The sequence below is a fragment of the Alcanivorax sp. HI0044 genome, from assembly GCF_001634945.1.
This window is the reverse complement of sequence record NZ_LWEZ01001262.1, coordinates 1-21,413: the sequence shown is the minus strand read 5'-3', so window position 1 is coordinate 21,413 and position 21,413 is coordinate 1. Positions and strand designations below refer to the sequence as shown.

20 protein-coding genes are annotated in these 21,413 nt (G+C 57.7%); 15 read left to right on the top strand and 5 right to left on the bottom strand.

All coding sequences use genetic code 11. The features are described from left to right. Window positions 1-70: 70 nt before the first annotated feature. The 7 genes from cmk (at window position 71) to A3730_RS18135 (ending at window position 5,925) form a co-directional block, all read left to right on the top strand. A complete protein-coding gene (gene cmk / locus A3730_RS18165; RefSeq protein ID WP_063538617.1) occupies window positions 71-742 on the top strand; it encodes a (d)CMP kinase in 672 nt (223 codons plus the stop codon). Window positions 743-917: 175 nt separating this feature from the next. Next, window positions 918-2,600 (top strand): 30S ribosomal protein S1, encoded by a 1,683-nt coding sequence (gene rpsA, locus A3730_RS18160; protein ID WP_063521265.1) that lies wholly within the window; start codon window positions 918-920, stop codon window positions 2,598-2,600. Between the two features lie 67 nt (window positions 2,601-2,667). Beyond that, the gene (gene ihfB / locus A3730_RS18155) at window positions 2,668-3,021 is read left to right on the top strand and encodes an integration host factor subunit beta (protein WP_063521211.1); all 354 of its coding nucleotides are present in this window, start codon (window positions 2,668-2,670) and stop codon (window positions 3,019-3,021) included. A 42-nt stretch (window positions 3,022-3,063) separates the two neighbouring features. Beyond that, complete coding sequence (locus A3730_RS18150; RefSeq protein WP_063521210.1) at window positions 3,064-3,294, top strand: lipopolysaccharide assembly protein LapA domain-containing protein; 231 nt, start codon at window positions 3,064-3,066, stop codon at window positions 3,292-3,294. After that, the gene (gene lapB / locus A3730_RS18145; protein WP_063521209.1) at window positions 3,291-4,460 is read left to right on the top strand and encodes a lipopolysaccharide assembly protein LapB; all 1,170 of its coding nucleotides are present in this window, start codon (window positions 3,291-3,293) and stop codon (window positions 4,458-4,460) included. Before A3730_RS18150 ends, lapB begins: the two co-directional genes overlap by 4 nt. 329 nt (window positions 4,461-4,789) lie before the next feature. Further along, window positions 4,790-5,485 carry an orotidine-5'-phosphate decarboxylase gene (pyrF, locus tag A3730_RS18140; RefSeq protein WP_063521208.1) on the top strand — a complete coding sequence of 232 codons (696 nt, stop codon included), beginning with the start codon at window positions 4,790-4,792 and terminating at the stop codon, window positions 5,483-5,485. 98 nt (window positions 5,486-5,583) lie between these two features. Beyond that, complete coding sequence (locus A3730_RS18135; RefSeq protein WP_063521207.1) at window positions 5,584-5,925, top strand: helix-hairpin-helix domain-containing protein; 342 nt, start codon at window positions 5,584-5,586, stop codon at window positions 5,923-5,925. A 72-nt stretch (window positions 5,926-5,997) separates the two neighbouring features. Here A3730_RS18135 and A3730_RS18130 read toward each other — a convergent pair whose 3' ends face one another. Then, entirely contained in the window at window positions 5,998-7,380 is a 1,383-nt protein-coding gene (locus tag A3730_RS18130) for a succinylglutamate desuccinylase/aspartoacylase family protein (RefSeq protein ID WP_063538615.1), read from the bottom strand. A gap of 56 nt (window positions 7,381-7,436) precedes the next feature. Next, complete coding sequence (locus A3730_RS18125; protein ID WP_063538613.1) at window positions 7,437-9,317, bottom strand: ATP-binding cassette domain-containing protein; 1,881 nt, start codon at window positions 9,315-9,317, stop codon at window positions 7,437-7,439. Between the two features lie 297 nt (window positions 9,318-9,614). Between A3730_RS18125 and A3730_RS18120 the strand changes: the two genes are divergently transcribed. Together A3730_RS18120 and A3730_RS18115 are read left to right on the top strand one after the other, a co-directional pair. Further along, window positions 9,615-10,733 carry a sterol desaturase family protein gene (locus A3730_RS18120; RefSeq protein ID WP_063518916.1) on the top strand — a complete coding sequence of 373 codons (1,119 nt, stop codon included), beginning with the start codon at window positions 9,615-9,617 and terminating at the stop codon, window positions 10,731-10,733. A gap of 36 nt (window positions 10,734-10,769) precedes the next feature. Then, on the top strand, window positions 10,770-11,177 hold the full coding sequence (locus tag A3730_RS18115) for an SMI1/KNR4 family protein (RefSeq protein WP_063518915.1): 408 nt from the start codon (window positions 10,770-10,772) through the stop codon (window positions 11,175-11,177). Window positions 11,178-11,345: 168 nt separating this feature from the next. Here A3730_RS18115 and trmY read toward each other — a convergent pair whose 3' ends face one another. After that, on the bottom strand, window positions 11,346-11,948 hold the full coding sequence (gene trmY / locus A3730_RS18110) for a tRNA (pseudouridine(54)-N(1))-methyltransferase TrmY (protein WP_063518914.1): 603 nt from the start codon (window positions 11,946-11,948) through the stop codon (window positions 11,346-11,348). A gap of 472 nt (window positions 11,949-12,420) precedes the next feature. On the opposite strand from trmY, the gene A3730_RS18105 reads away from it, so the two are divergent. From A3730_RS18105 to A3730_RS18090, 4 genes are all read left to right on the top strand, one after another. Then, complete coding sequence (locus A3730_RS18105) at window positions 12,421-13,350, top strand: alpha/beta fold hydrolase (RefSeq protein WP_156496770.1); 930 nt, start codon at window positions 12,421-12,423, stop codon at window positions 13,348-13,350. 152 nt (window positions 13,351-13,502) lie between these two features. Continuing rightward, window positions 13,503-13,940, top strand: a complete 438-nt coding sequence (locus A3730_RS18100; RefSeq protein WP_063518913.1) for a thiol-disulfide oxidoreductase DCC family protein — start codon at window positions 13,503-13,505, stop codon at window positions 13,938-13,940. Window positions 13,941-13,943: 3 nt separating this feature from the next. Beyond that, window positions 13,944-14,321, top strand: a complete 378-nt coding sequence (locus A3730_RS18095) for a DoxX-like family protein (RefSeq protein WP_063518912.1) — start codon at window positions 13,944-13,946, stop codon at window positions 14,319-14,321. Window positions 14,322-14,392: 71 nt separating this feature from the next. Further along, the gene (locus A3730_RS18090; protein WP_063518911.1) at window positions 14,393-14,695 is read left to right on the top strand and encodes an antibiotic biosynthesis monooxygenase; all 303 of its coding nucleotides are present in this window, start codon (window positions 14,393-14,395) and stop codon (window positions 14,693-14,695) included. Between the two features lie 162 nt (window positions 14,696-14,857). On the opposite strand, the gene mscK is transcribed toward A3730_RS18090, so the two are convergent. After that, the gene (gene mscK / locus A3730_RS18085) at window positions 14,858-18,214 is read right to left on the bottom strand and encodes a mechanosensitive channel MscK (protein ID WP_063518910.1); all 3,357 of its coding nucleotides are present in this window, start codon (window positions 18,212-18,214) and stop codon (window positions 14,858-14,860) included. A gap of 103 nt (window positions 18,215-18,317) precedes the next feature. Further along, window positions 18,318-18,980, bottom strand: a complete 663-nt coding sequence (locus A3730_RS18080; RefSeq protein ID WP_063518909.1) for a tRNA/rRNA methyltransferase — start codon at window positions 18,978-18,980, stop codon at window positions 18,318-18,320. A gap of 222 nt (window positions 18,981-19,202) precedes the next feature. On the opposite strand from A3730_RS18080, the gene A3730_RS18075 reads away from it, so the two are divergent. Together A3730_RS18075 and A3730_RS18070 are read left to right on the top strand one after the other, a co-directional pair. Continuing rightward, window positions 19,203-20,234: a hypothetical protein gene (locus tag A3730_RS18075; RefSeq protein WP_063518908.1), complete on the top strand. Its 1,032-nt coding sequence runs from the start codon at window positions 19,203-19,205 to the stop codon at window positions 20,232-20,234. 122 nt (window positions 20,235-20,356) lie between these two features. After that, window positions 20,357-21,413 (top strand): peptidylprolyl isomerase (locus tag A3730_RS18070; protein WP_197477519.1); only part of this gene is annotated, 1,057 nt, incomplete at its 3' end.

Below are 21,413 nucleotides of genomic sequence, written 5' to 3'. Positions count from 1 at the left end.
CCAACGTGGCCACCAGCTTCCCCGGGTTCGCCCAGTTGGCGACCCATGCAGGCCTGAAGCTGGAGGTGAAATGACCCCTGTTTTGACGATTGACGGGCCGGTTTCCTCCGGCAAGGGCACCGTGGCCCGGTTAGTGGCGATTCGCCTGGGGTGGCATCTTCTGGACTCCGGTGCGCTCTACCGGGTGCTGGGATATTATGCGAGGAATCAAGGGGTTGCCCTGGATGACGAGCCCGCATTGATTGCACTGGCGAAGGCCTTGCCGGTGCGATTTGTAGAGCAGCAAGGCCACACTGCGGTGATCCTCGATGGTGAGGACGTCTCCAATATTATCCGCCAGGAAAGTGTCGGTGAGCTGGCCAGCCAGGTGGCTGTGCTGCAGCCCGTGCGCGACGCCTTGTTGGCCCGTCAGCGGGTTTTTGCCGAATCTCCCGGGCTAGTGGCCGATGGCCGTGATATGGGCACCGTGGTGTTTACCTCTGCGCCCCTCAAGATTTACCTCACCGCCAGCGCTGAAGAGCGCGCCAGACGGCGCTTTGAGCAGTTGAAGCAGAAGGGCTTTGGTGCTACCCTCGCGACCCTCGTCGAGGACATCCGCACCCGGGATGACCGTGACATGAACCGTGAGGTGGCGCCATTGCGCCCGGCAGACGATGCCGTGGTGATCGATTCCACCACCATGACGGTTGATGAAGTGGTAGACCGGATTCTTGATGAGGCTGCCGCACGCCAGTTGGCGTAACGGTAGCGCACACTTCGTTAGCGCCCTTCGGTGGACCACCATCGTGGGGCAACTCTGTGTTAAGCGGCCGATCTGCTCAACCCTGAAAAAGTAAGCCAGCTGGGGAAGGGCGGATCTCATCTATTGACTAACCCATGTCTGCTGGTTGGCATGTGCGAAAACTTGAGTGAATTTCATGACTGAATCTTTTGCTGATCTCTTTGAAGAAAGCCTAAAGGACCTGGACGTTGCCCGTGGCTCCATTATCAAGGGTACCGTTGTATCCATCGATAGCGACTGGGTAACCGTTAACGCAGGCCTGAAATCCGAAGGCATTATTGCCCGTGAAGAATTCCTCAGCGAGGCAGGCGAGCTGGAAATCGTTGAAGGCGACGAAGTCGATGTTGCTGTAGACGCCATCGATGATGGTATGGGCTTCACCCGTCTGTCCCGTGAAAAAGCCAAGCGCGCCGAAGTTTGGGGCGAGCTGGAAAAAGCTTTCGACGAAGACGAGATCGTAAAAGGTATGATTTCCGGCAAGGTGAAGGGTGGCTTCACTGTCGACATCGGCCCGATCCGCGCCTTCCTGCCCGGTTCTCTGGTAGATATCCGTCCGGTTCGCGATGTTGCGCACCTGGAAGGCAAAGAGCTGGACTTCAAGGTCATCAAACTTGATCCCAAGCGTAACAACGTCGTGGTTTCCCGTCGTGCAGTGATGGAAGCAGAGCACAGCGCAGAGCGCGAGCAGCTGCTGGAATCCCTGCAGGAAGGCATGGAAGTCAAGGGTATCGTGAAGAACCTGACCGACTACGGTGCGTTCGTGGACCTGGGCGGTATCGACGGCCTGCTGCACATCACCGATATGGCCTGGAAGCGTATCAAGCATCCGAGCGAGATCGTGGAAGTTGGCCAGGAAATCGACGTCAAGGTACTGAAGTTCGACCGCGAGAAGATGCGTGTTTCCCTGGGTCTGAAGCAGCTGGGCGAAGATCCGTGGCACGATATCGTGGGCAAGTACCCGGAAGGTACCCGCGTGAAAGCCAAGGTAACCAACCTGACCGATTACGGCTGCTTTGCCGAAATCGAAGAAGGTGTGGAAGGCCTGGTTCACGTTTCCGAAATGGATTGGACCAACAAGAACATCCACCCGTCCAAGGTTGTAGAGATCGGCGACGAAGTGGAAGTGATGATCCTGGACATCGACGAAGATCGTCGTCGTATCTCCCTGGGTATCAAGCAGTGTCAGTCCAACCCGTGGGATGCCTTCGAACAGAAGTACCAGAAAGGCGAGCGCATCAGCGGCAAAATCAAGTCCATCACTGACTTCGGCATCTTCATCGGCCTGGAAGGCGGCATCGATGGTCTGGTGCACCTGTCAGACATTTCCTGGGAAGAGCAGGGCGAAGATGCCGTGCGTAACTTCAACAAGGGCGATGAGCTGGAAACCGTGGTACTTTCTATCGACGCAGAGCGCGAAAGAATTTCCTTGGGTATCAAGCAGTTGACAGATGATCCGTTTGCTCAGTATGTTGCTGCAAACGACAAGGGAACTATCGTTAAGGGTGTTGTGAAGGCAGTAGACGCGAAAGCGGCTATTGTTGAGCTGGCTGAGAACGTTGAAGCCACCCTGCGCGCGAGCGAAATCAGCCGTGATCGCGTTAACGATGCGACCGAGGTGCTCAAGGTCGGTGACGAGGTGGAAGCCAAAATCACCAACGTTGACCGCAAGAACCGTGTTCTCAGCTTGTCCATCAAGGCGAAGGATCAAGCTGATGAGCGTGAAGCCATCGAAGGTCATCAGGAGCAGCAAGACGCCAACGCTCCGAAGACCATTGGTGACTTGATCAAGAAACAAATGGAAAGCAGCAACGAGTCATAAACGGCTCCTCCCGGGGGCCGGCATCGCGCCGGCCCCACTGGGCTGGGAGCCCAGGGAGTAAGCTGTAATGGCATTAACCAAGTCAGAACTGATTGAGCGCATTGCCGACCGGCAAGCGCAGCTGTCCCCCAAGGATGTGGAGCTGGCAGTAAAGACCTTGATCGAGCAAATGGCCGATTCCCTGGCCGGCGGTGGTCGCATTGAAATTCGCGGCTTCGGCAGTTTTTCCCTCCATTTCCGCGCCCCCCGTGTGGGTCGCAATCCCAAAACCGGTGCCAGCGTCGAGCTGCACGGTAAATACGTTCCTCACTTTAAACCTGGCAAAGAGCTGCGTGAGCGGGTCAATGAATCGCTGAGTGCAGACTCCGGCGAAGATGTTGATAATAACGGCAGTGACGGCAATCAAGCTGCCGCCAGTTAGTGTTGCCTGGCTTTCGAGCCTGGCCAGAAAAGGACGTTCCCGATGCGAAACCTTTACCGGATCCTCGTAATTCTGGCCGTTGTGGCCATTTTTCTTGTCGCCTTCCTGTTTGTAACCAGTAACCGTGATCTGGTGATGATCGATCTCCTGGTGGATGCCTGGCAGTGGCAGGTCTCACTGGGTGTGCTGGTGGTCTCTGTGCTGGCCATCGGCTTGCTGGTGGGCTTGCTGGCCGGGGTTGGCCTGCGTGGCATCAAGGGCCTGTTTTCATGAGCGAATCGTTGTGGCTCATTCCCCTGTTCTTTGTGGCCATTTCTGCCGGTTTTTTCATGGGGCGACGCGAAAGCAAGCGCCGCCAGCGCCGCCGCATGGCGTCCCTGTCCAAGGATTATGTAGCGGGCATTAACTTCTTCCTCAATGAAGAGCCAGACAAGGGCATCGAGGCTTTGCTCAACAGCCTGGACGTGAGTGAAGAAGGGCTGGAAACTCACCTGGCTCTGGGCAAGCTGTTCCGCAAACGCGGCGAATTTGACCGTGCCGCGCAGTTGCATACTCATCTGCTTGAACATGGCGACTATGGTCGGCCGGTACAGGAAGAAATTCAGCTGGAGCTGGCCCAGGATTATTTGGCCAGTGGCATCTTTGATCTGGCCGAGCAGGTACTGCTGGAAATGCTGGACCAGGATTGCCAGGCCAAGGATGAAGTGTGTGAACAGTTGATGGGCCTGTACGAGCAGGAGCGTGACTGGGTGAACGCCATCAGCATGGGCGAGCGCCTGCTCAAGAACCGTGCGAACCTGGCGCCGGTACTGGCCCAGTTCTGCTGTGAGCAAGCGGAAACCCTGCGTCGGGACGGCGACATTAATCCAGCCCGCCGTATGCTGCGCCGGGCGTTGTCATTCGATAACCAGTGCGTGCGTGCCAGCCTGGCGGAAGGCGATCTGGAAATGGCGGAATCCAACTGGGGCGCCGCGATTGATGCCTTTCAGCGGGTCTGGAACCAGGACAGTGACTTTTTTGATGAAACACTGGATCGTCTGCGGCAGTGTTTTCAGCATCAGGAAAAGGAAGAAGACTTTATCCAGATGCTGGCCGATTACAGTGCAGAGAAACCCAGCACCACGCGTATTCTGTTGCTCTCGGAAACGCTTAAAGAGCGTTATGGCGACAAGGAAGCGGCGGACTTTATCCGTGAATACATGAAGGCCAACCCGTCCGTGCGGGGGCTCAACCGCATCATCGACATGAGCCTGGCCAGCACCGCCGAGGGCGAGGCCCGTGAGCATCTGGACATGCTCAAGCAGGTGTCGGAAAAGCTGCTGAGCGACAAGAGCCTGTACAAGTGCCGCCGCTGTGGCTTTGAAACCCCATTGATGCAATGGCGCTGCCCAAGCTGCAAACGCTGGGGCACCATCAAGCCGGTGGTGAAGGAAGTTTAAAGCAGCTACCAGCTGCCGCTGATTGGCTTAAGAACCAGGGCGCTCCCTGGATCCCGGGGTTTCTACGGAGCTGCTGTAGGAGTCCCGCTTGAGGGACGAACCGTGCGAAACACGGAATCGACCCGCAGGGCGATCAGGCATTTCCGGGCGCTACGGGCCTCTAAATAATGGCTTCCCTTTGGTGGCCTCGCTACGTTCGGTTCGCACCTCAAGTGGTGCTCCTACAAAACCGTTCGCAGGACGATGAACGCTTGCTAATGGCAATTCTTGAACCCGGTTATCCCTGCGCCTACTATAGCCCCGCCTACCCACCACTCAGGAAGCTCGCCATGTCCATCACCAGCCCCGTTATTGTCGCACTGGACTACCCCGATGCCGCCCAGGCTCTGGTCATGGCAAAGCAACTGGATCCGGCCAAGGTGCGGGTAAAGGTGGGCAAGGAAATTTTTACCCGCAGTGGCCCGGCGGTGGTGGAATCGTTGCACAAGCTGGGCTTTGAGGTATTTCTGGACCTGAAATTCCACGACATTCCCAACACCGTGGCGGGGGCTGTCGCTGCGGCGGCGGACATGGGCGTGTGGATGGTGAACGTGCATGCCAGTGGTGGCCAGCGGATGATGGAAGGCGCGGCCAATGCCATTGCCAATCACGCCCGGCGTCCACACCTGATCGCCGTGACGGTGCTGACCAGCATGGATGACAGCGACCTGCAGCAGGTGGGCGTGGTGGATGTGCCCAAGGTACAGGTGCAGCGCCTGGCAGAGCTGGCCAGGGCGTCAGGCATGGATGGCGTGGTCTGTTCGGCCCAGGAAGCGGTAATGCTGAAACAGGCCTGCGGATCGGCCTTTGAACTGGTGACCCCGGGGATTCGACCACAAGGGTCCGAGGCAGGAGACCAGCGTCGGGTACTGACGCCGGTACAGGCTCGTGATGCGGGTGTGGACTATATGGTAATCGGCCGGCCCATCACCCAGTCCGCCACACCTACGGATGTAGTCGACGCTATATTACAAAGTCTGGGCTAATCTGCTTACAGCACCGTTTGTGGCTGGCGGATAACAGCAGTATTTATACCTCCTTAAAGTGAGATTTCCATTCAGAATAAAGAATACGGAGATCTCATATGAAACCCTGTTACATTGCGATTCTGCCTCTGCTGATGGCCTTGGTGATGCCCGCCGCTGCCGTCGAACTGCAGCCTGCTGGCACAGACGCTGTCAAAACCGCCGCCGCAGAACCCGCCAAAGCGGCTGGGGCGACAGCAGAGAGCGGTGTCGTCAATTTAAATACTGCCGATATGGCCGAACTGGAAAAACTGCACGGGGTTGGCCCCAAGACGGCCCAGGCGATAATTGATTTCCGTGACAGCCAGGGGGAATTTACCAGCCCGGATCAGCTGCTGGCCATCAAAGGCATTGGCGAGAAAACGCTGGCAAAAATGCGCGACCAAATTGTGCTGCAATAACCAATAGCACACGCGCTGAGAGTGGACGGACTGCGCGGGAAATACATCTCGCGCAGCCATTCAGCCAGTGAATCAGGGGTGGGGTTCGTTGCCTTCGCCATCCTGATGTTCGACGGCGCTGAGGTCGTCGGCACGATCCACGTCCCGTTCAGGTCGTGGCGCCTTGGGAGGTGCGGGTTCGCCGTTTTCCTCCGGCTTTTCCACTTTTCCGCCTTTCTCCCCTTTGCTTTCTTTTTCCTTGCTGGCTTTCTCTGCCTGGGCTTCCACTTCCTCGGTGCTCTTCTCTTCACCGATACGGAAGGCCGCAAAGCCGGCGTGGACCACCTGGTTAACCGCCATGCCCAGCACGCGCCCGTTGTAGGGGGCGATAATGGCGCTGCCCGTATTGCTGATCGGGTCGGTGACGGTGCCGAGAATCTGGCCCTTTTTCACCTTGTCGTTGAGTTTTACCTCGGAGAGCAAAATCCCGCCCTGGCTGGCACGAATCCATTCCGACTCGAAGAACACCGGCTGCGGGGCGCTCCAGAAACGGCTGGCCTTACGCATTTCCAGGTTTTCCAGCAGGGTTTCGATGGCCTGCACGCCATAGTTCACTGCCTGGGTTTCCAGCCGGTTGGGGCCACCGGCTTCCATGGTCACGGCAACAATGCCGTCTTTCACCGCGGCATCGCGGAGCATGCCGGTGACGCCGGGGCTGTGCAGCACTGTCATGCCGCCAAAGTGCTTGGCAAAGGCGACCACATCCTGGTTATCCAGATCCGCACGTAGCTGAGGCAGGTTGACCCGCTTCTGGGAACCGGTGTGCAAGTCCACCAGGTAGTCGCAGTGGCTGACGATATTGCCGAACAATGAATGAGCCACGCGACTGGCCGCGCTGCCATTCTTGTTGCCGGGAAAGTAACGGTTCAGGTCGCGGCGGTCGCTCAGGTAGCGGGTACCACTGCGAAAACCGTCCAGGTTGACGATGGGGACACCAATCACGGTGCCGGCCAGTTGATCCGGTTCCAGTTCGTACATCAGGCGGCGGACCATCTCGATGCCGTTCAGCTCATCGCCATGGATGGCGGCGGTGAGGCAGAGTTTGGGGCCGGGTTTGTCACCGTGGGCGACCAGTACCGGTACCGGCGTGGCAATGGACGCGAAGGACTGATCCGGTGTCCAGTGCAGGGTGGCGAAAGTGCCGGGTTCCACTGTCTGGCCCAGCAGTGGCAGGGCGGAGGGTTTTTTCGGCTCTGCCTCGGCGTTGCCAGACTCTTCGTCTGCATCACTCTGGCTGCTGTCCGCCCGGTGAGGGGGCTTGTTGGGGGTGTCGGCGTCGGTTTCCTGTTGTCGCTCCAGCGCCCGCTCTTCGTCTTCCACTTCGGTGGCCCACACGGGCTGAGCCAGGGCGGTGAGCAATGACAGGGCGAGTAATGAGAGAGTGCCCAGGGTTATCCATGACAGGCGTTTGTGCACAAACGGCTCCTTGCGTGTCGTTTTCCGTACGGCCGGCGCGGCGCACCGCGCCTGCGCTAGCCCTGTTGGTCCAGCTCATCCCAGCGGGAAAAAGCCACTTCCAGTTGCTGCTCCAGCTCACTTTGCCGGGCTTGTGCGGCACTGATATCAGCCGGCTCACCCTTGTAAAAATCCGGGTCGGACATGCGTGTCTGTACCGCGTCCAGATCCGCTTCCAGCTGTTCAATGCGAGCGGGTAATTGTTCCAGCTCCCGTTGATCCTTGTATGACAGCTTCTTGCGGGCGGGAGCAGGCTTTTCAGCTACTGCTGCCGGCTTGGCGGCTTTGATGGTTTTTTCCCGCTTGGGTTCCGGGCGCTGGCGTAACCAGTCCTGGTAACCGCCCACATAGCTGTTCAATTCACCGTGCTCGAAGACCAGCGTGGAGGTCACCACATTGTCGATGAACTCACGGTCGTGGCTGACCAGCAGCAGGGTGCCCTGGTAGTTGATCAGCTGTTCCTCCAGGAGTTCCAGGGTTTCTGCATCCAGATCGTTGGTGGGCTCATCGAGTACCAGCAGGTTGAAGGGCTTGGTGAACAGCTTGGCCAGCAGCAAACGGTTGCGCTCGCCGCCGGACAGGGATTTCACCGGCTGGCGAACCCGGGCGGGGTCGAACAGGAAATCCTGCAGATAGCCGATCACATGCTTGTTCTGGCCATTCAGATTGATCACATCGGAGCCTTCCGCCACGTTGTCGATCACGCTTTTTTCTTCGTCCAGGGTGTCGCGCAGCTGGTCGAAGTAGGCCACCTGCAGCTGGGTTCCCTGTTTTACCGTGCCGCTGTCCGGAGCCAGGCGATCGAGCAGCAGGCGAATCAGGGTGGATTTACCGCACCCGTTCGGGCCCAGAATGCCCACCCGGTCGCCGCGCATCAGGGCCACGGAAAAATCGCGGACAATCTGTTTGCCGCCCACGGCGTAGCTGATCTTGTCGGCTTCCACCACGATCTTGCCGGAGTTGTCGCTGCTCTGGATGGTCAGGCTGGCGGTGCCGGTGCGGCTGCGGCGCTGGGAGAATTCGTCGCGCATGGCTTTCAGGGCACGCACCCGGCCTTCATTGCGGGTACGGCGGGCCTTGATGCCCTGGCGAATCCACTTTTCTTCCTGGCTGAGCTTCTTGTCGAATTCGGCATTGGCTTTTTCTTCCGCATCCAGCGCCGCTTGTTTACCGCTCAGGTACTTTTCATAACTGCCGGGCCAGCTGGTCAGCTTGCCGCGATCCAGTTCGATGATGCGGGTGGCCAGTGAACGAATGAAGGCCCGGTCGTGGGAGATAAAGACCAGGGTGGTGCCAAAGTTTTTCAGGAATTCTTCCAGCCACTGGATGGATTCCATGTCCAGGTGGTTAGTGGGTTCGTCCAGCAGCAGAATGTCAGGGTCCTGTACCAGGGCGCGGGCCAGCAGTACGCGCCGCTTCATGCCGCCGGAAAGGCCAGCGAAAGACATATCGCCGTCCAGATTGAGCTTGGACAGCACCGTGTCCACCCGCTGGGACAGCTGCCAGGCACCGCGGGCCTCGATCTCGGTGCTCAGCTCTTCGAAGCGGGCCAGTATCTTGTCGTCCCCGTCACCCAGGTGATGCACCAGTTCGGCGTGCTCGCTAAGCAGGGCGCCTTGCTCCCCCAGCCCTTCGGCCACCATGAAGTGCACGCTGTGCTCCTGGTCATCGGGCACTTCCTGTTCCAGCCGGGCCACACTCAGCCCCTGGGTCTTCTCGATCTGACCGTCATCGGCTTGAATTTCTTCGGCGATGACCTTCATCAGGGTGGACTTGCCCGCCCCGTTACGGCCGATCAGACACAGGCGCTCACCCACGTCGATGGACAGGTTGACGTGGTCCAGCAGCGGTTGTTGGCCATAGCTGAGTTGAATGTCGCGAAGGGTAATCAGTGGCATACTTTATAAGTCCAGGCATCAGGCAACACGCAGCGTGCAACACGGTCTAAACAGGGCAATGGCAAGGCATGAGAATCAGTGCCTCGCGCCTGGGCCTTTAGGCGAGGAGAATAGAGGCCGGAAAAGCGTGGTTTGTCACGTGCTGCGTGCAGCGTCTATCTAATTGAACGCGCAGTGTAGCAGCTTGTTACGGGCGTGTACTGGTACTTGGCGCCAGGCCGCTGCAGCATGGTCTGGCAAAGAAAGGCTGGCCGCAGGGCCACCACAGGACAAGAAAGAGCAAGGACGGGAGGGGTAATGTCGGAATTTCTGCGCGAACGCTACGAAGAGGTGGATCTGACGCCGGGTCAGGGCAAGATCACGGCGACGATCTCCATCGGGCTGGGTTGTTTGGCGCTGCTGGGAAGTTTCTGTTTTCTTTATCCGGAACTGTTTACCACGCCGGAATTCAGGGCGTTTTATAATGCCGAGATCTTGCGGCTGCTGCTGTTTATTGGCATTGGTATCGGGTTTACCTGCGGGTTTTTCAGCGTGTTTCGTCACCAGGAACGGCGTTACGGCATTATCGGCATGGTGCTGGCCTGCATGGCTGCGCTTATCGGTTCCGGGCGCCTGGATGTGCCGCCAGTGGATGGCCGCAGCCTCTATGCGGGCCTGGATTATTTCATCCTCACACTGCTGGTGCTGGGGCTGGTCTTTATCCCGCTGGAGCGCGCCTACCCGAAGAACCGGGAACAGAAGACCCTGCGCGGTGGCTGGGTGACGGACATGAAGTACTTCCTGTTCAGCCACGTGGCCCTGCAGCTGATCAGCTTTTTCACCATTATCCCTATTCAGGTGTTGCTGCACGACAAGGTGGACATCGGCTTCCAGCAGGCCATCGCCAGCCAACCCCTGTGGCTGCAGTTTATTGAAATTCTGATTGTGATCGATCTGGGCAGCTACTGGATTCACCGGGCCTTCCACGAAGTGCCCTGGCTATGGAAATTCCACGCCGTGCACCATTCCACTACCCAGATGGACTGGCTGGCCTCATCACGGCTGCATGTGGTGGAAATCATCGCCAACCGTTTTATTGGCTATCTGCCCATCTTTATCCTCGGCTTCTCCCCCTCGGCGGTGTATGCCTATCTGGTGTTCGTGTCGTTCCACGCCATCTTCATCCACGCCAATGTCCGTTTCCGTTTTCCCGGCGTGCGCTGGCTGATCGCCACCCCGGAATTTCACCACTGGCACCATTCCTCGGAAGACGAAGCCGTGGATAAAAACTACGCCGCCTTCCTGCCCATCTACGATAAACTGTTCGGCACCCTGATCATGCCGGATCGCCTGGCCGCCGAGTACGGTACGCGTGCCAGCACCCAGGTGCCGGAAGGGGTGGTCAAACAGTTCCTGTTCCCGTTCCGCCGGGGCTGAATATGCATTCCCATCGCAACCCTCAAAGATGAATTTATGGATGACGTGATAGACATGCTGCGCGAACGCCATGACGGCGGTCTGGTGGCCCTGGAACTGCCAGACGAAGACCGGTTGGTGGAAATTGAAGAGCAGCTGCTGATTTCACTGCCGGGGGACTACAAGGAGTTTCTGCTTAACGCCAGCGACATCGTCTGTGGCAGCCTGGAGCCAGCCACTGTGATGGACGACTACGCTCATAACTTCCTCCCGGAAATGGCCGCCAACGCCTGGGATCAGGGCCTGCCTCGCTACCTGATCCCCATCTGCGAAACGGCCAACGGCACCTACGCCATCTCCCAGGAAGGGGAGGTAGTGCTGTGGGAGCCGGGTAGCGGCATCAACGAAGACGAGGTATGGGGCAGCATCTGGCAATGGGCCAGAGAGGTCTGGCTGGAAAGCTGACTCAAAGCCATCAACATGTCCCCTGTAGGAGTTCCCTTCCAGGGGACGAACCCCGAGCCCAGGCGAGGTAATTTATTGTAGAGGCTGAGGCTCCACCGCAATGAAGAGCCTTGCTTCGCAAGGGTTCGCACCTCGAGAGGAGCTCCTACAGCGCGTCGGCCAGGCGTTTCAGAATCCGGCAAGATCCAGTTCATTATTAATCAGCACCACACACTGCGACGCAAACAGCATGGTCGGCCCCAGGCTGATCTTCTCCGTGCCCAGTCGCTTCAGGCTGTTGAAGCTCTTCTTCGGCATGGGAATGTGGTCAGTGAGCAGGAAGCAGGGCTTCTCCGCAAAGGTAAGCTCGCGAATGCTTTCTCCCTTGGGGTCCATCATGTACAGCTGGTGCCCATCCTCAGCCAGCTCCTTCACCAGTTTTTCAAAGCTCTGCGTGCGCACGGTAATCCCGCTCTCCACCGCCTTCATCTGTTCCTTGCCCATGCCGGCAGAAGCATCCAATGCCCGCACCACCTTGGTCAGCAGCGCCTGCTCATGAAACCCGCCAATATCCCGCATCTCCGCCGCCACAAAGGTGATGGTGCGGGAATAGTCCTGGGTGCTTTCCAGCACCAGATGCACCACCACATCATCACGGTGTGACTGAGCCACAAAGATCGCATTCATCAACGTATGCGCCAGAATCTCGCTATGGGCATCGCCGCCCACATTGGCAAGCAGTGTCTGGCTGTTGGTGGAGGCCGCGCGGGCACGGAGGACGAAGGTGCGCATGGAATTGGGCTCTGGAGAATGTGGGCGTGATTGTACATCAGTGGCTGTGTGATCGTGGATGTTCGCGCAATGAACCTGGCTGGTCGGCCGTTTTCAGCGGAACGTTCCGCATAACTCGGGGGGGGGGCAAAATTTCAACACACTGATTTCAATCGATATTCTAGTACCGGGGATGGAGATAGCAGGAACGGAGTTCAAAGGAAGGTTCCTTTGAACTCCGTGTAGGATATTGGCTATTTCAGTGTAGTGATTGTAGTTCCCCCGTTTTAGTGGACACCTTCTCCTAAACAAAGGGCCTGGCCTGTTTTGGGGGCTGTTGGTGGCAGCGCAATTGATTTGACCAAGGCAAGACTGGAAATTCAGTAACGGTTTCTATGCACGGAACCGGTAGCAGAAACCGGGGTCTGTTCTTTTCAAGTGTCTTGAATAAAACAATATGGCCTGACTCCAGGGCTCCTCCAGGAAATAACTCATGTATAGAAAAATCGTGATTGGAATTTATTTGATTCTGCTTGTCAGTCAGTACGGGTATGCAGAAGAGGGGGTGTCTTTAAAGCGGCCGGATGGCTCTGCAATCACTTTCTATCTGGACAAGAAAGGATGCCGACATCTGCTGGTGCTGATGCAGGGCTCAGACTGCAATAGTGTGGCCCATAGCAAGGTGATTAATGATCGCTTTGCAACTGTGATCGGTGATGCGGATGTTCTTACGGTGGAGAAATATGGCCTTACCCGGTCGGTTTCCTGGAACGGTTCGGGTGACAGTCCGGAGTGTCCGGCATCGTATTATGAGCATGATTCTCCGCAACAGCGGGCAGATGACTATCTGCAGGTGATGTCCTGGTTGGATGACCAATTTCACTATGATCGCATCACGCTACTCGGGGGGAGCGAGGGGGCGTTGGTCGCGGCGATGGTGGCGTCCCGTAGTGAGGCGGTGAGTGCAGTTATCTCGCTTAATGGCGGAGGCCGGTTTTTCGTTGATGATGTGCTGCACAGTATGGAAATTGAGCTTCCTCCAGCAGCATTCGAAGAAGCGAAACAGGGTTTTCTCGCGTTTGCCGCTTCTGTCGAAGCCGCCGAAAACATGGACCTTGCGATGAGCGGCCATGGATTTCGTTGGTGGAAAAGCATGCTGGCAGCCGATCAGACTGAATTGCTGCTGAGCATCCGCGCCCCTTTGCTGATTATTCAGTCCGAACTGGATAAGAGTGTTTCGCCAAAGCTGGCTTATGATCAAGCGAGAATGCTGATGCAAAACAGGAATAACGTCGAATTTCTCACGGTTAAGGGAGTTGATCACAAGTTTCATGACCCTTCTGGAAAGGATCGTACAAGCGAAGTCGTCTCTTCCGTTAAGGAATGGTTAGGAAACAACCAGATAACAAGCGAAATCCGGTGATGATGTAGTTCCCCCGCTTTAGTTTAGTGAACACCTTCTCATAACCGTGTAGCGTATCCGCAGTCAGACTTCTTTTTTCCCCTTTCTTGGCTTCAGCAGGGAAATGGGAAGATTGGCCTTATCCTCGATAGGCTGAGTTCAGGAGAAATTCAATGCACACCAGTGAACTACCACCGGGCATGAATGAAACGGATCGTGTGATTTTGTTTGATGGTGTTTGCGTGCTGTGCAGCTACTGGGCGCGGTTTCTGGTGCGTTTTGATGCTCGTCGGCGATATAAGCTGGCGACTGTGCAGTCTGATGAAGGGCGTGCGATTCTGGCCTGGTGCGGGTTGCCGCTTGAGAAATTTGATACGTTGGTTTTGGTGGAGCAAGGCGCGTTTTATGTGCGTTCTACCGCCATTATTCGAGTGCTTAGGGGGCTTCCTTTCCCGTGGCCACTGGCGGCAATGGCGCTGATATGCCCGCGTGGCATACGTGACTGGCTATACGACCGTATGGCGCACAATCGCTACCGTATTTTTGGCAAATATGATGCCTGCGTGCTGCCTTCGCCGGACCATGCAGACCGTTTTCTGGGGGCGAAATAGGCGATGACTCTCCAGGTCTGCCGTTTTTCCATCGCCTTTATCTGGCTTTACCAGGGTATTGTGCCGAAGTGGCTGGGGCCCCATGCGGATGAGCTGCGCATGAATATGGCGCTTGGTCTGAACGAGGCACAGGCGCACCTGCTTTCTTATGTGGGGGGTGGGCTGGAAGTGGTGCTCGGGTTGCTGATGCTGGTCTTTTACCGCCAGCGCTGGCCCTATGTCATCACCATTGCGGCTCTGTTCGGGTTGTTCGCTTTCACTCTTTTGGTGGTGCCTGCGTTTACCGTATCTGCATTTAATTCAACCACGGTTAATCTCGCGGTCTGCTCACTGGCGGTCATTGCGCTTGCCGAGCTGCGTGTGATGGAATCCAGAGGCTGACGTGCACACTGGCGCTTGGGCGCGCAGACAGTGCGACAACCGATTACACCTGGAATGACTCCGAGGCCACTATGTTTATTGCAATGAACCGCTTCAAGATCAAACCCGGCTGCGAGCAGGACTTTATCGCTATTTGGGAAGGTCGGGATACTTTTCTGCAAGAAGTGCCCGGCTTCAAGAGTTTCAATCTGCTGCAGGGGGCGAGCACCGAGGAGTACACGCTGTTCTCGTCCCACGCCACCTGGGAATCCCGTGAAGCGTTTGAAGGCTGGACCAGGTCGGATGCGTTCCGTAAGGCCCACGCCAATGCTGGCGCCCGCAAGGACATTTACCTGGGGCCGCCGCAGCTGGAGTGTTTTGAGGTGGTACTGTAAACCCAAGCTCTCCGTAGCAGCGTCGCGGTTACCCAATCGCGTTGCGAGAAGCGAGAAGCGAAAACCTGACTTTCCCAACGTCCAGATTTTGATTTTCGAAACTCGCTGCTCGCGACTCGTCACGGTTGCTCTATCGCGCCGCCAGCGACACTCCTGCGGTAGTTAGCGCGGATCGCTGCTTTCATTGGACTCGCCGTCGTTGGCTTCTGGCGGCGGAGTGCTGTCGTCTCCATTCTCTGCTTCTTGCGCCGAATGTGTTTCCAGATTCAGCTGGTCGCCGTTGCCATTGCGGATATGGATATCCAGCTGGCTGAAGGCGATCTCCACGTTGTGCTCATGGCAGAGGGCGTCGATGTGGCGGTTCAGCTCGTCGGTGGCGGCCAGGCGGTCGTTGATGTCATCCACGTGGACGCGCAGTTCATGGTCCAGGGTGCTGGCGCCAAAGCCCATGAACAGTACGACAGGTTCCGGGTCGCGCAGTACGCGCCGGTTTTCTTTAGCGGCCTGGAGCAGGATGTCGCGGCATTTCTGCAAATCGGAGCCGTAGGCGAAACCGACTTTGATAATGATCCGGGTCACCGTATCGGACAGGGACCAGTTGATCAGCCGTTCGGTGACGAACACCTTGTTGGGGACCAGGATTTCCTTGCGGTCGAAGTCGATCAGAGTGGTGGCACGGATGCGAATCCGGCTGACGGTGCCATCCAGGTTGTTGATGGTAATCACGTCACCGATGCGAATCGGGCGCTCGAACAGCAGGATGATGCCGGAGATAAAGTTGGCAAAGATTTCCTGCAGGCCAAAACCCAGCCCCACGCCCAGTGCCGCCACCAGCCATTGCATCTTGTCCCAGCTCAGGCCCAGAGCACCCAGGGTGAGAATGATGCCGCTGGCGACAATCACGTAGGAGAGCAGGGTGGTAGTGGCGTAGCTGGTGCCCTGGCGCAGATCCATGCGCGACAGCACCAACACCTCGAGCAAGCCGGGCAGGTTGCTGGCCAGCAGGAAGGTCACGGCACCAATGAGTAGTGAGGCAATCACGTCGCCCAGGCTGATTGGGGAGGTGGTGGTGGCCTGGCCGGCCCCTTCGGCGGTTTCCCACAGGACGATGTTGTCGGTATAGGCGAAGGCGTGCAAAACGTCTGCCCAAACCCAATACACCAGCAGGCCGACCACGGCCACCAGTGCTAGGCGGATCAGGCGCAGGGATTGCTGGTTCACTTGTTTCAGGTCCAGTTGCGGCTCTTCCACTTCCACGGCTTCGGCGCTGCTGGTGTCTTTTTGTTCGGCATCGCGTTGTGCCACGGCACGCTTGTAGGAAAGCCGCTGAGCAGCCACGGCGAGGCCGCGCACGGCGGTGGCATCCAGGACAATCCACAGCGCAATCAGGTAGAGGCTGTAGATCATGTGCCCGGTGAGGCGTACCGAGGTGTAATAGTAGCCCACGCCAGTCAGTACGATCAGGGTCAGTGGGGCAAGAATACACAGGGCGGTGGCCAGGGTTTTCATGGTGCGGCTGTAATGGCGCCCGGGGTAGGACTGCGCCACCCAGGGCAGGCTCACCATGATGGTGATCATGGAGGCCATCATGATCACCAGACCGAGCCGGTCATTACTGAGCTGCGCGGGCCACTGGTCACCGAAAGCCACCAAAAAGGTGAGCGGGATCAATGCCAGCCCGGTCAGCAGCAGGCGACGGCGCATCTGATGGTTGTATTCCATGTTCCAGCGGAAATGGCGCTGTGCAATACCGTTGGTTTTCAGCAACCGGTAGAGCACCTCAAACACCAGCCATAGCAAGGCGATCTGGGCCACCGCGGCGCCCATGACGCTGCTGAACGTACCGGGCTGCACCCATAGCCCGGCGGCCAGCAGGCCAAGGAAAAGCGGGACAGGTGCTGCAATCAGAAAGGTGTACAGCAGGCTCAGTGGGGTGTGGGCCTGGCTGTCACGGCGCAGGAAACCCACGTCCTTGTTCATTTCGTCGATGCGCGTTTTGAGTTTGCTGCGCACCACTACCAGCAGCGCGGCAGGAATGAGCAGCCCGATCAGCCAGACCCACTTGCGGCTCAACAGGCTGCTGGTGCCTTGCCACAGGTCGCCCCAGGGCATGGTTTTAACCTGCTCCATCAATTCTTTTGGCAGCTTGCCGAGCCATTCAAAACTCAACGGCTGGTTGCTGGGCATCCAGAAGGTTTGTTCGGAAATGGTGTTGTGCAGGCTGCGGGTGATTTTGCGCAGTTGTTCATGGCTTAGCTGGGTGCGGGTGAGGATCGCTAACTGGCGGCTCAGTTCCTGGTCGAGCTGATCGTAAATGGCCAGCCGTTCCTCCCGGAGAATGGAAAAGGCTTGCTCCAGTGCCGGGGTCAGGGGTTCGTCGATCTGGTCTTGTGACGGTAGCGGCGCGTCATCCAGATCCTGCATGGCTCGCTCGATATCAAACTGGCTGAGGCGGGCGTCAGAAATATCCTTGTCCAGATTCAGTTCGCCCTGATCCTGGGGCAGGCTTTTTTGTTGTTCGTACAGAATGCGCGATAGCAGCAAGCTGCCATCCAGCATGCGAATCTGGTCGTTGACGGTGGATGATAATGAGCGCGCCTTGTCCAGTTCCGTCTTGGTGTTGACCGCTTCGCGCAGCAAGCTGTTGACGCTCTCACTGGCACTGGCCAGTTGTTCACGCAGGGCCCGGTTCTTGTCCATGGCTTTCTGGACCTGGGGGTGCTCCAGCACGCTTTGTGGAAGATCGGTTTCCGGGGAGTTGGCGGTTTCCTCCAGCTGATTCAGGCGGCGCTCATTGATGAGTGGCTGCAGGACGTCCAGTTTTGCTTCGATGATGAGCTGGTGCTGTTTGTCGCTCTGTTGCCTCAGGCGGGCGATGTCCTGTTGCTTGTCGACGATAGCGAGCTCCTGGTTATAACGCTCAATGCGTGATTCCAGAGCTTGCATCTCCGTGTTCAGCGCCCGTGTCTGCAAATCGGACAAGGCTTCACCTTCTTCATCGACCCCCTGATTGAGGCGGGTGCGAATGGTGTCCAGCCGGTCCATGGCTTTGCTGATCACGTTCTGGGCCTGTTCCGGCAGAGTCTGGGCGCGGGTCAGGTCGCTGTTGGCGTCAGCCAGGTCTTCCTGGTTGGCTTCCAGGGCATCCAGCTCGCTGATCAGCGCTTTCACCAGGTCGTCCAGGGTTTTGCTGGCGTAGTGTTTTTTCCAGTCGGTTTGCCGCTCCTGGCGCAGGCGGATGAGTTCGCCGTTGAGGCGTGTGCGTTGGCTGGCGGCCTGCCGAGAAAAGGTTTTCAGTTCCTTGATTTTTTCCTGGTTGCTATCGATCTCCTGCCGGAATTTCAGGGTTTGCTTGAGTTGTTCCTTATCCGGATTGTCCGTGCCGTCAGATTTTTTATCACTGGTTTCGGTGAGCTGCTTTTGCAGATCGCCAACGCCGGGCAGGGAGAAACTGCTTGTCTGCGCCATGGCGAGAGCGGGGAGTAGTAACAGCAGTGCGATAGGCAGTCGTCGATCCATAACAGCTGGGGCTCCGGATGAGTGATGGTGTCTTTGTATCACAGGGCCGGGATCTTTGCTTTCCCGGGGTGTCTGCGGGGCTGGCGGAATGCACAGGATATGTTCAGCGGTTCCGGATACGGCGAAGCAGCTGGCGAACCAGGCCGAGTTCCCTGTCGCTGGCCAGCGGTAACAATTCGTCCACCCACTGGTGAAGGTTTTCGTTGGGCTGGATTTGCAGCGCCGCCAGTAGCTGATGCAGGGCTCGCCGGGTGTGGCCGAATGTGGCCGGGTTGACCTCGACCGGGAGTGCGGGTGGTCGCTTGCGCAATTCCCACGCATAGACCATTACGGCTTGCGCCAGGTTCAGTGAGGGTTGCTCCTGTGCCAGGGGGATACTGCTGGCCAGATCGCAGCGGGCCACTTCCTCGCCGGTCAGGCCGCTGGCTTCCCGGCCGAAGACGATGGCCACCCGCTGCACGCTGTTTCCCTTGCCGGCGACCAGTTCGGCGCATTGATCCGCATCCACATAACGGTCTTTCTGCAGGCGGTGCCGGGCGGTACAGGCAATACTCAGGTCCACATCAACCAGCGCCTGCTCCAGGGTGTCCACGATCACGGCCTGCTCCAGCACCTCGTTGCTGTGGTGGGCAACCCATTGTGCTGCGCGCATGTCGCCGGGGTTAACCAGCCGTAACTCTTTGAAACCCATGGTTTTGATGGCGCGTGCAGCGGCGCCGATGTTTTCCCCGCGGGCGGGCTCCACCAGAACAAAAACGATGTCCATCTATTGTCACTTCTTCATGGCAGGGTGAGCAGGTGCCCATTCTATACGAGGGGAGATACCGGGAGGAGGCAAAGCAGGTGGCGGCATCACGGGCAGAACCAGCCTGTCAGAAAATGTCCATTTTTTGTCCGGCTCAGCCCTTGGGTTGGGTATCCGTGTTGTTTATTGTTTGATCAATAAACACAAAAAGTTACACAACGAAAATAACGGGAGGGGACCCCCATGAAGAAGCTTGCACTCACCGGCCTGCTGGCCGCCGCTGTTCTGTCATCGCCTGCCCAGGCGTTCCAGCAAATTACTCACAAGCGCATCGCCATCGATGCAGTGAACTACATGAAGGCGCACCCGACGACCACGGAATACAACCGCCTCAAGAGTTGGGTCAACGCGGCTGGCTACAGCATGGACCAGTTTGCTGAAGTGATTGGGCAGGGCGCCTACGACGTGGATGATTTCCAGGATACCTACCTGTGTGGCGCGGTCACCGGGGACTGTGTGTATGCGCCGGTCTTCAATGCCGGGGCCTCACTGGTGAACTACACCTCCTACTGGCATTTCCAGAACCATACCCGCGGGTCCGACGTTCACGGCAATGACCTGGGTGGCTACAACTATGACCTGCTCACCGTCTGGGGTGATATCGACAACCTGGCCGCGACCTGGCTGGTGGGTGACTACATGGACGATGGTAACGGGGGCATGACCGGCTGGTGCTTCTGGAGCTGCGCCGATGACAGCGAGTACAACACCTACGGCGTGACCGAAGCCAACTATCGTCAGGGCAGTACTTCCAGCAAGTCCATGTACGATGACTTCGAGGAAATGCCGTTCCAGCCCATCGATAACCTGGGCCAGTACTGGTACAGCCAGTTCCTCGCCAACCCCACTGCCCAGACCCTGGGTTTCGTAATGCACACCACCGACCTGCTGCAGCCGCACCATGTGTGGACGACCTCGGCACTGAATCACAGTGGCTGGGAATCCTGGGTGGCGGATTACTACGACAGCGAGAACCTGAACAACACCGCTTTGGTGGATCAGGCCCTGACGGATTTCACCCCGCTTGCTAGCGCCAGCAATGACATTCGCCCCTTGCTGACTCAAGGCGGTGCCATGGCTTACAGCAACGGCGGGATCGTGCTGTCCAGCACCGACCACTCGGACCGGGTGCAGGTAGCACAGGTGGTGATTCCCCATGCCATCGCCATGGTGGTGCATGTGCTGAATCATGCCGCTGTGAAAGTTAATCCCTGATAAGAAGACGCAACAAGCGGCATGCATCACGCTACACGTAAAAGCACGTGCAGGGAGATGCGTGTCCGCGTTTTATCAATAAGTACCAATAAGTACCAATAATAAGATAGAGGAAAACGGCCATGGGATTGCATCGATGGGTGTTGGCCATTGGGTTCGCGGCTGTTGCGCTGGCCGGTTATGCGAGCTGGCAGCGTTGGGGGCCGTTGCCCGATAACGTGGCAGCAAGCGTGGATGGCAGCGTGATTCCGGTGGATACCCTGAATGTGTTTGTGGCTGCGGCACAGCGCAGCGAACCGCAGGTCAGCCGTGAAACCGTGCTCAAGGGGCTGGTGGAAAACCGGTTGTTGGCGGCCCTGGCCCATGACCATGACGACCTGGCCGCCCACGGACATGCCGACACCAGTCGGGTGGGCTACGATGCGCAGACTCGCCATGAACAACAACGCTTCAAACTGATTCGTACGGCTTTTGCCGATGACCTGCGGGTAGCGGTGGAAGAAAGCGGCATGGCCGACAGTCTGGATTATCTGACCGAGCCGTTGTTGCTGTCTGAGGACGCGTTGGCTCCGTTGCTATCACTGGAACAGGCGTTGTACGCCACCATGACCGAGGCCCAGCAGCAGGCGGCCAGCCAGCTGGCGATTGCCCGCTATCGTTTTGCGGAGGATCAGCCAGAGCAGACGCTGACGCTGTGGGATCTGTATCGTCGGCAGAACATCCAGCTGAAAGTACAGATGCACAACCTCAATACCGGCTTTATCCGTGAAGCGATCAAGCAGCAGCTCACCATGGAGTTTGTGTTCTACTGGTTTGATCAACACTCCGGTTTGTCGGCCCGCGCCATTGCGGCAGTGGATGATTGTATTGATGACGCCATGAGCCGCGACGAGCTGCTCCATGACCTGGGGCTGATGCACGATATCCATGACGATAATCCGCAGTTACGGGCGCTGGCGGCTGAAGTGAGCCAGGACCAGATCGCCGCGTATTACCAACAGCACCAGGACGAATTTACCCGTGTGGAGCGCGTTCACGCTTACCACTTGCGGGTGAACAGCCAGGCCGAAGCCGACCGGATTTATGCCGAACTGCTGACCATTCAGCAAGACGATAATGCCAATCCCGGCGAGGCATTTGCCGACGCGGTGGCGCGTTACTCCGTTGCCGGAGATCGCG

Bases quoted from the DNA above. Each gene is read 5' to 3' on its own strand.
- A3730_RS18080 (WP_063518909.1), bottom strand. From the start codon at position 18,980: ATGGACATCGTTTTTGTTCTGGTGGAGCCCGCCCGCGGGGAAAACATC.
- rpsA (WP_063521265.1), top strand. From the start codon at position 918: ATGACTGAATCTTTTGCTGATCTCTTTGAAGAAAGCCTAAAGGACCTG.
- A3730_RS18135 (WP_063521207.1), top strand. From the start codon at position 5,584: ATGAAACCCTGTTACATTGCGATTCTGCCTCTGCTGATGGCCTTGGTG.
- A3730_RS18150 (WP_063521210.1), top strand. From the start codon at position 3,064: ATGCGAAACCTTTACCGGATCCTCGTAATTCTGGCCGTTGTGGCCATT.
- A3730_RS18090 (WP_063518911.1), top strand. From the start codon at position 14,393: ATGTTTATTGCAATGAACCGCTTCAAGATCAAACCCGGCTGCGAGCAG.
- A3730_RS18105 (WP_156496770.1), top strand. From the start codon at position 12,421: ATGTATAGAAAAATCGTGATTGGAATTTATTTGATTCTGCTTGTCAGT.
- pyrF (WP_063521208.1), top strand. From the start codon at position 4,790: ATGTCCATCACCAGCCCCGTTATTGTCGCACTGGACTACCCCGATGCC.
- lapB (WP_063521209.1), top strand. From the start codon at position 3,291: ATGAGCGAATCGTTGTGGCTCATTCCCCTGTTCTTTGTGGCCATTTCT.
- A3730_RS18120 (WP_063518916.1), top strand. From the start codon at position 9,615: ATGTCGGAATTTCTGCGCGAACGCTACGAAGAGGTGGATCTGACGCCG.
- A3730_RS18095 (WP_063518912.1), top strand. From the start codon at position 13,944: ATGACTCTCCAGGTCTGCCGTTTTTCCATCGCCTTTATCTGGCTTTAC.
- A3730_RS18100 (WP_063518913.1), top strand. From the start codon at position 13,503: ATGCACACCAGTGAACTACCACCGGGCATGAATGAAACGGATCGTGTG.
- ihfB (WP_063521211.1), top strand. From the start codon at position 2,668: ATGGCATTAACCAAGTCAGAACTGATTGAGCGCATTGCCGACCGGCAA.
- A3730_RS18115 (WP_063518915.1), top strand. From the start codon at position 10,770: ATGGATGACGTGATAGACATGCTGCGCGAACGCCATGACGGCGGTCTG.
- trmY (WP_063518914.1), bottom strand. From the start codon at position 11,948: ATGCGCACCTTCGTCCTCCGTGCCCGCGCGGCCTCCACCAACAGCCAG.
- A3730_RS18075 (WP_063518908.1), top strand. From the start codon at position 19,203: ATGAAGAAGCTTGCACTCACCGGCCTGCTGGCCGCCGCTGTTCTGTCA.
- cmk (WP_063538617.1), top strand. From the start codon at position 71: ATGACCCCTGTTTTGACGATTGACGGGCCGGTTTCCTCCGGCAAGGGC.
- A3730_RS18125 (WP_063538613.1), bottom strand. From the start codon at position 9,317: ATGCCACTGATTACCCTTCGCGACATTCAACTCAGCTATGGCCAACAA.
- mscK (WP_063518910.1), bottom strand. From the start codon at position 18,214: ATGGATCGACGACTGCCTATCGCACTGCTGTTACTACTCCCCGCTCTC.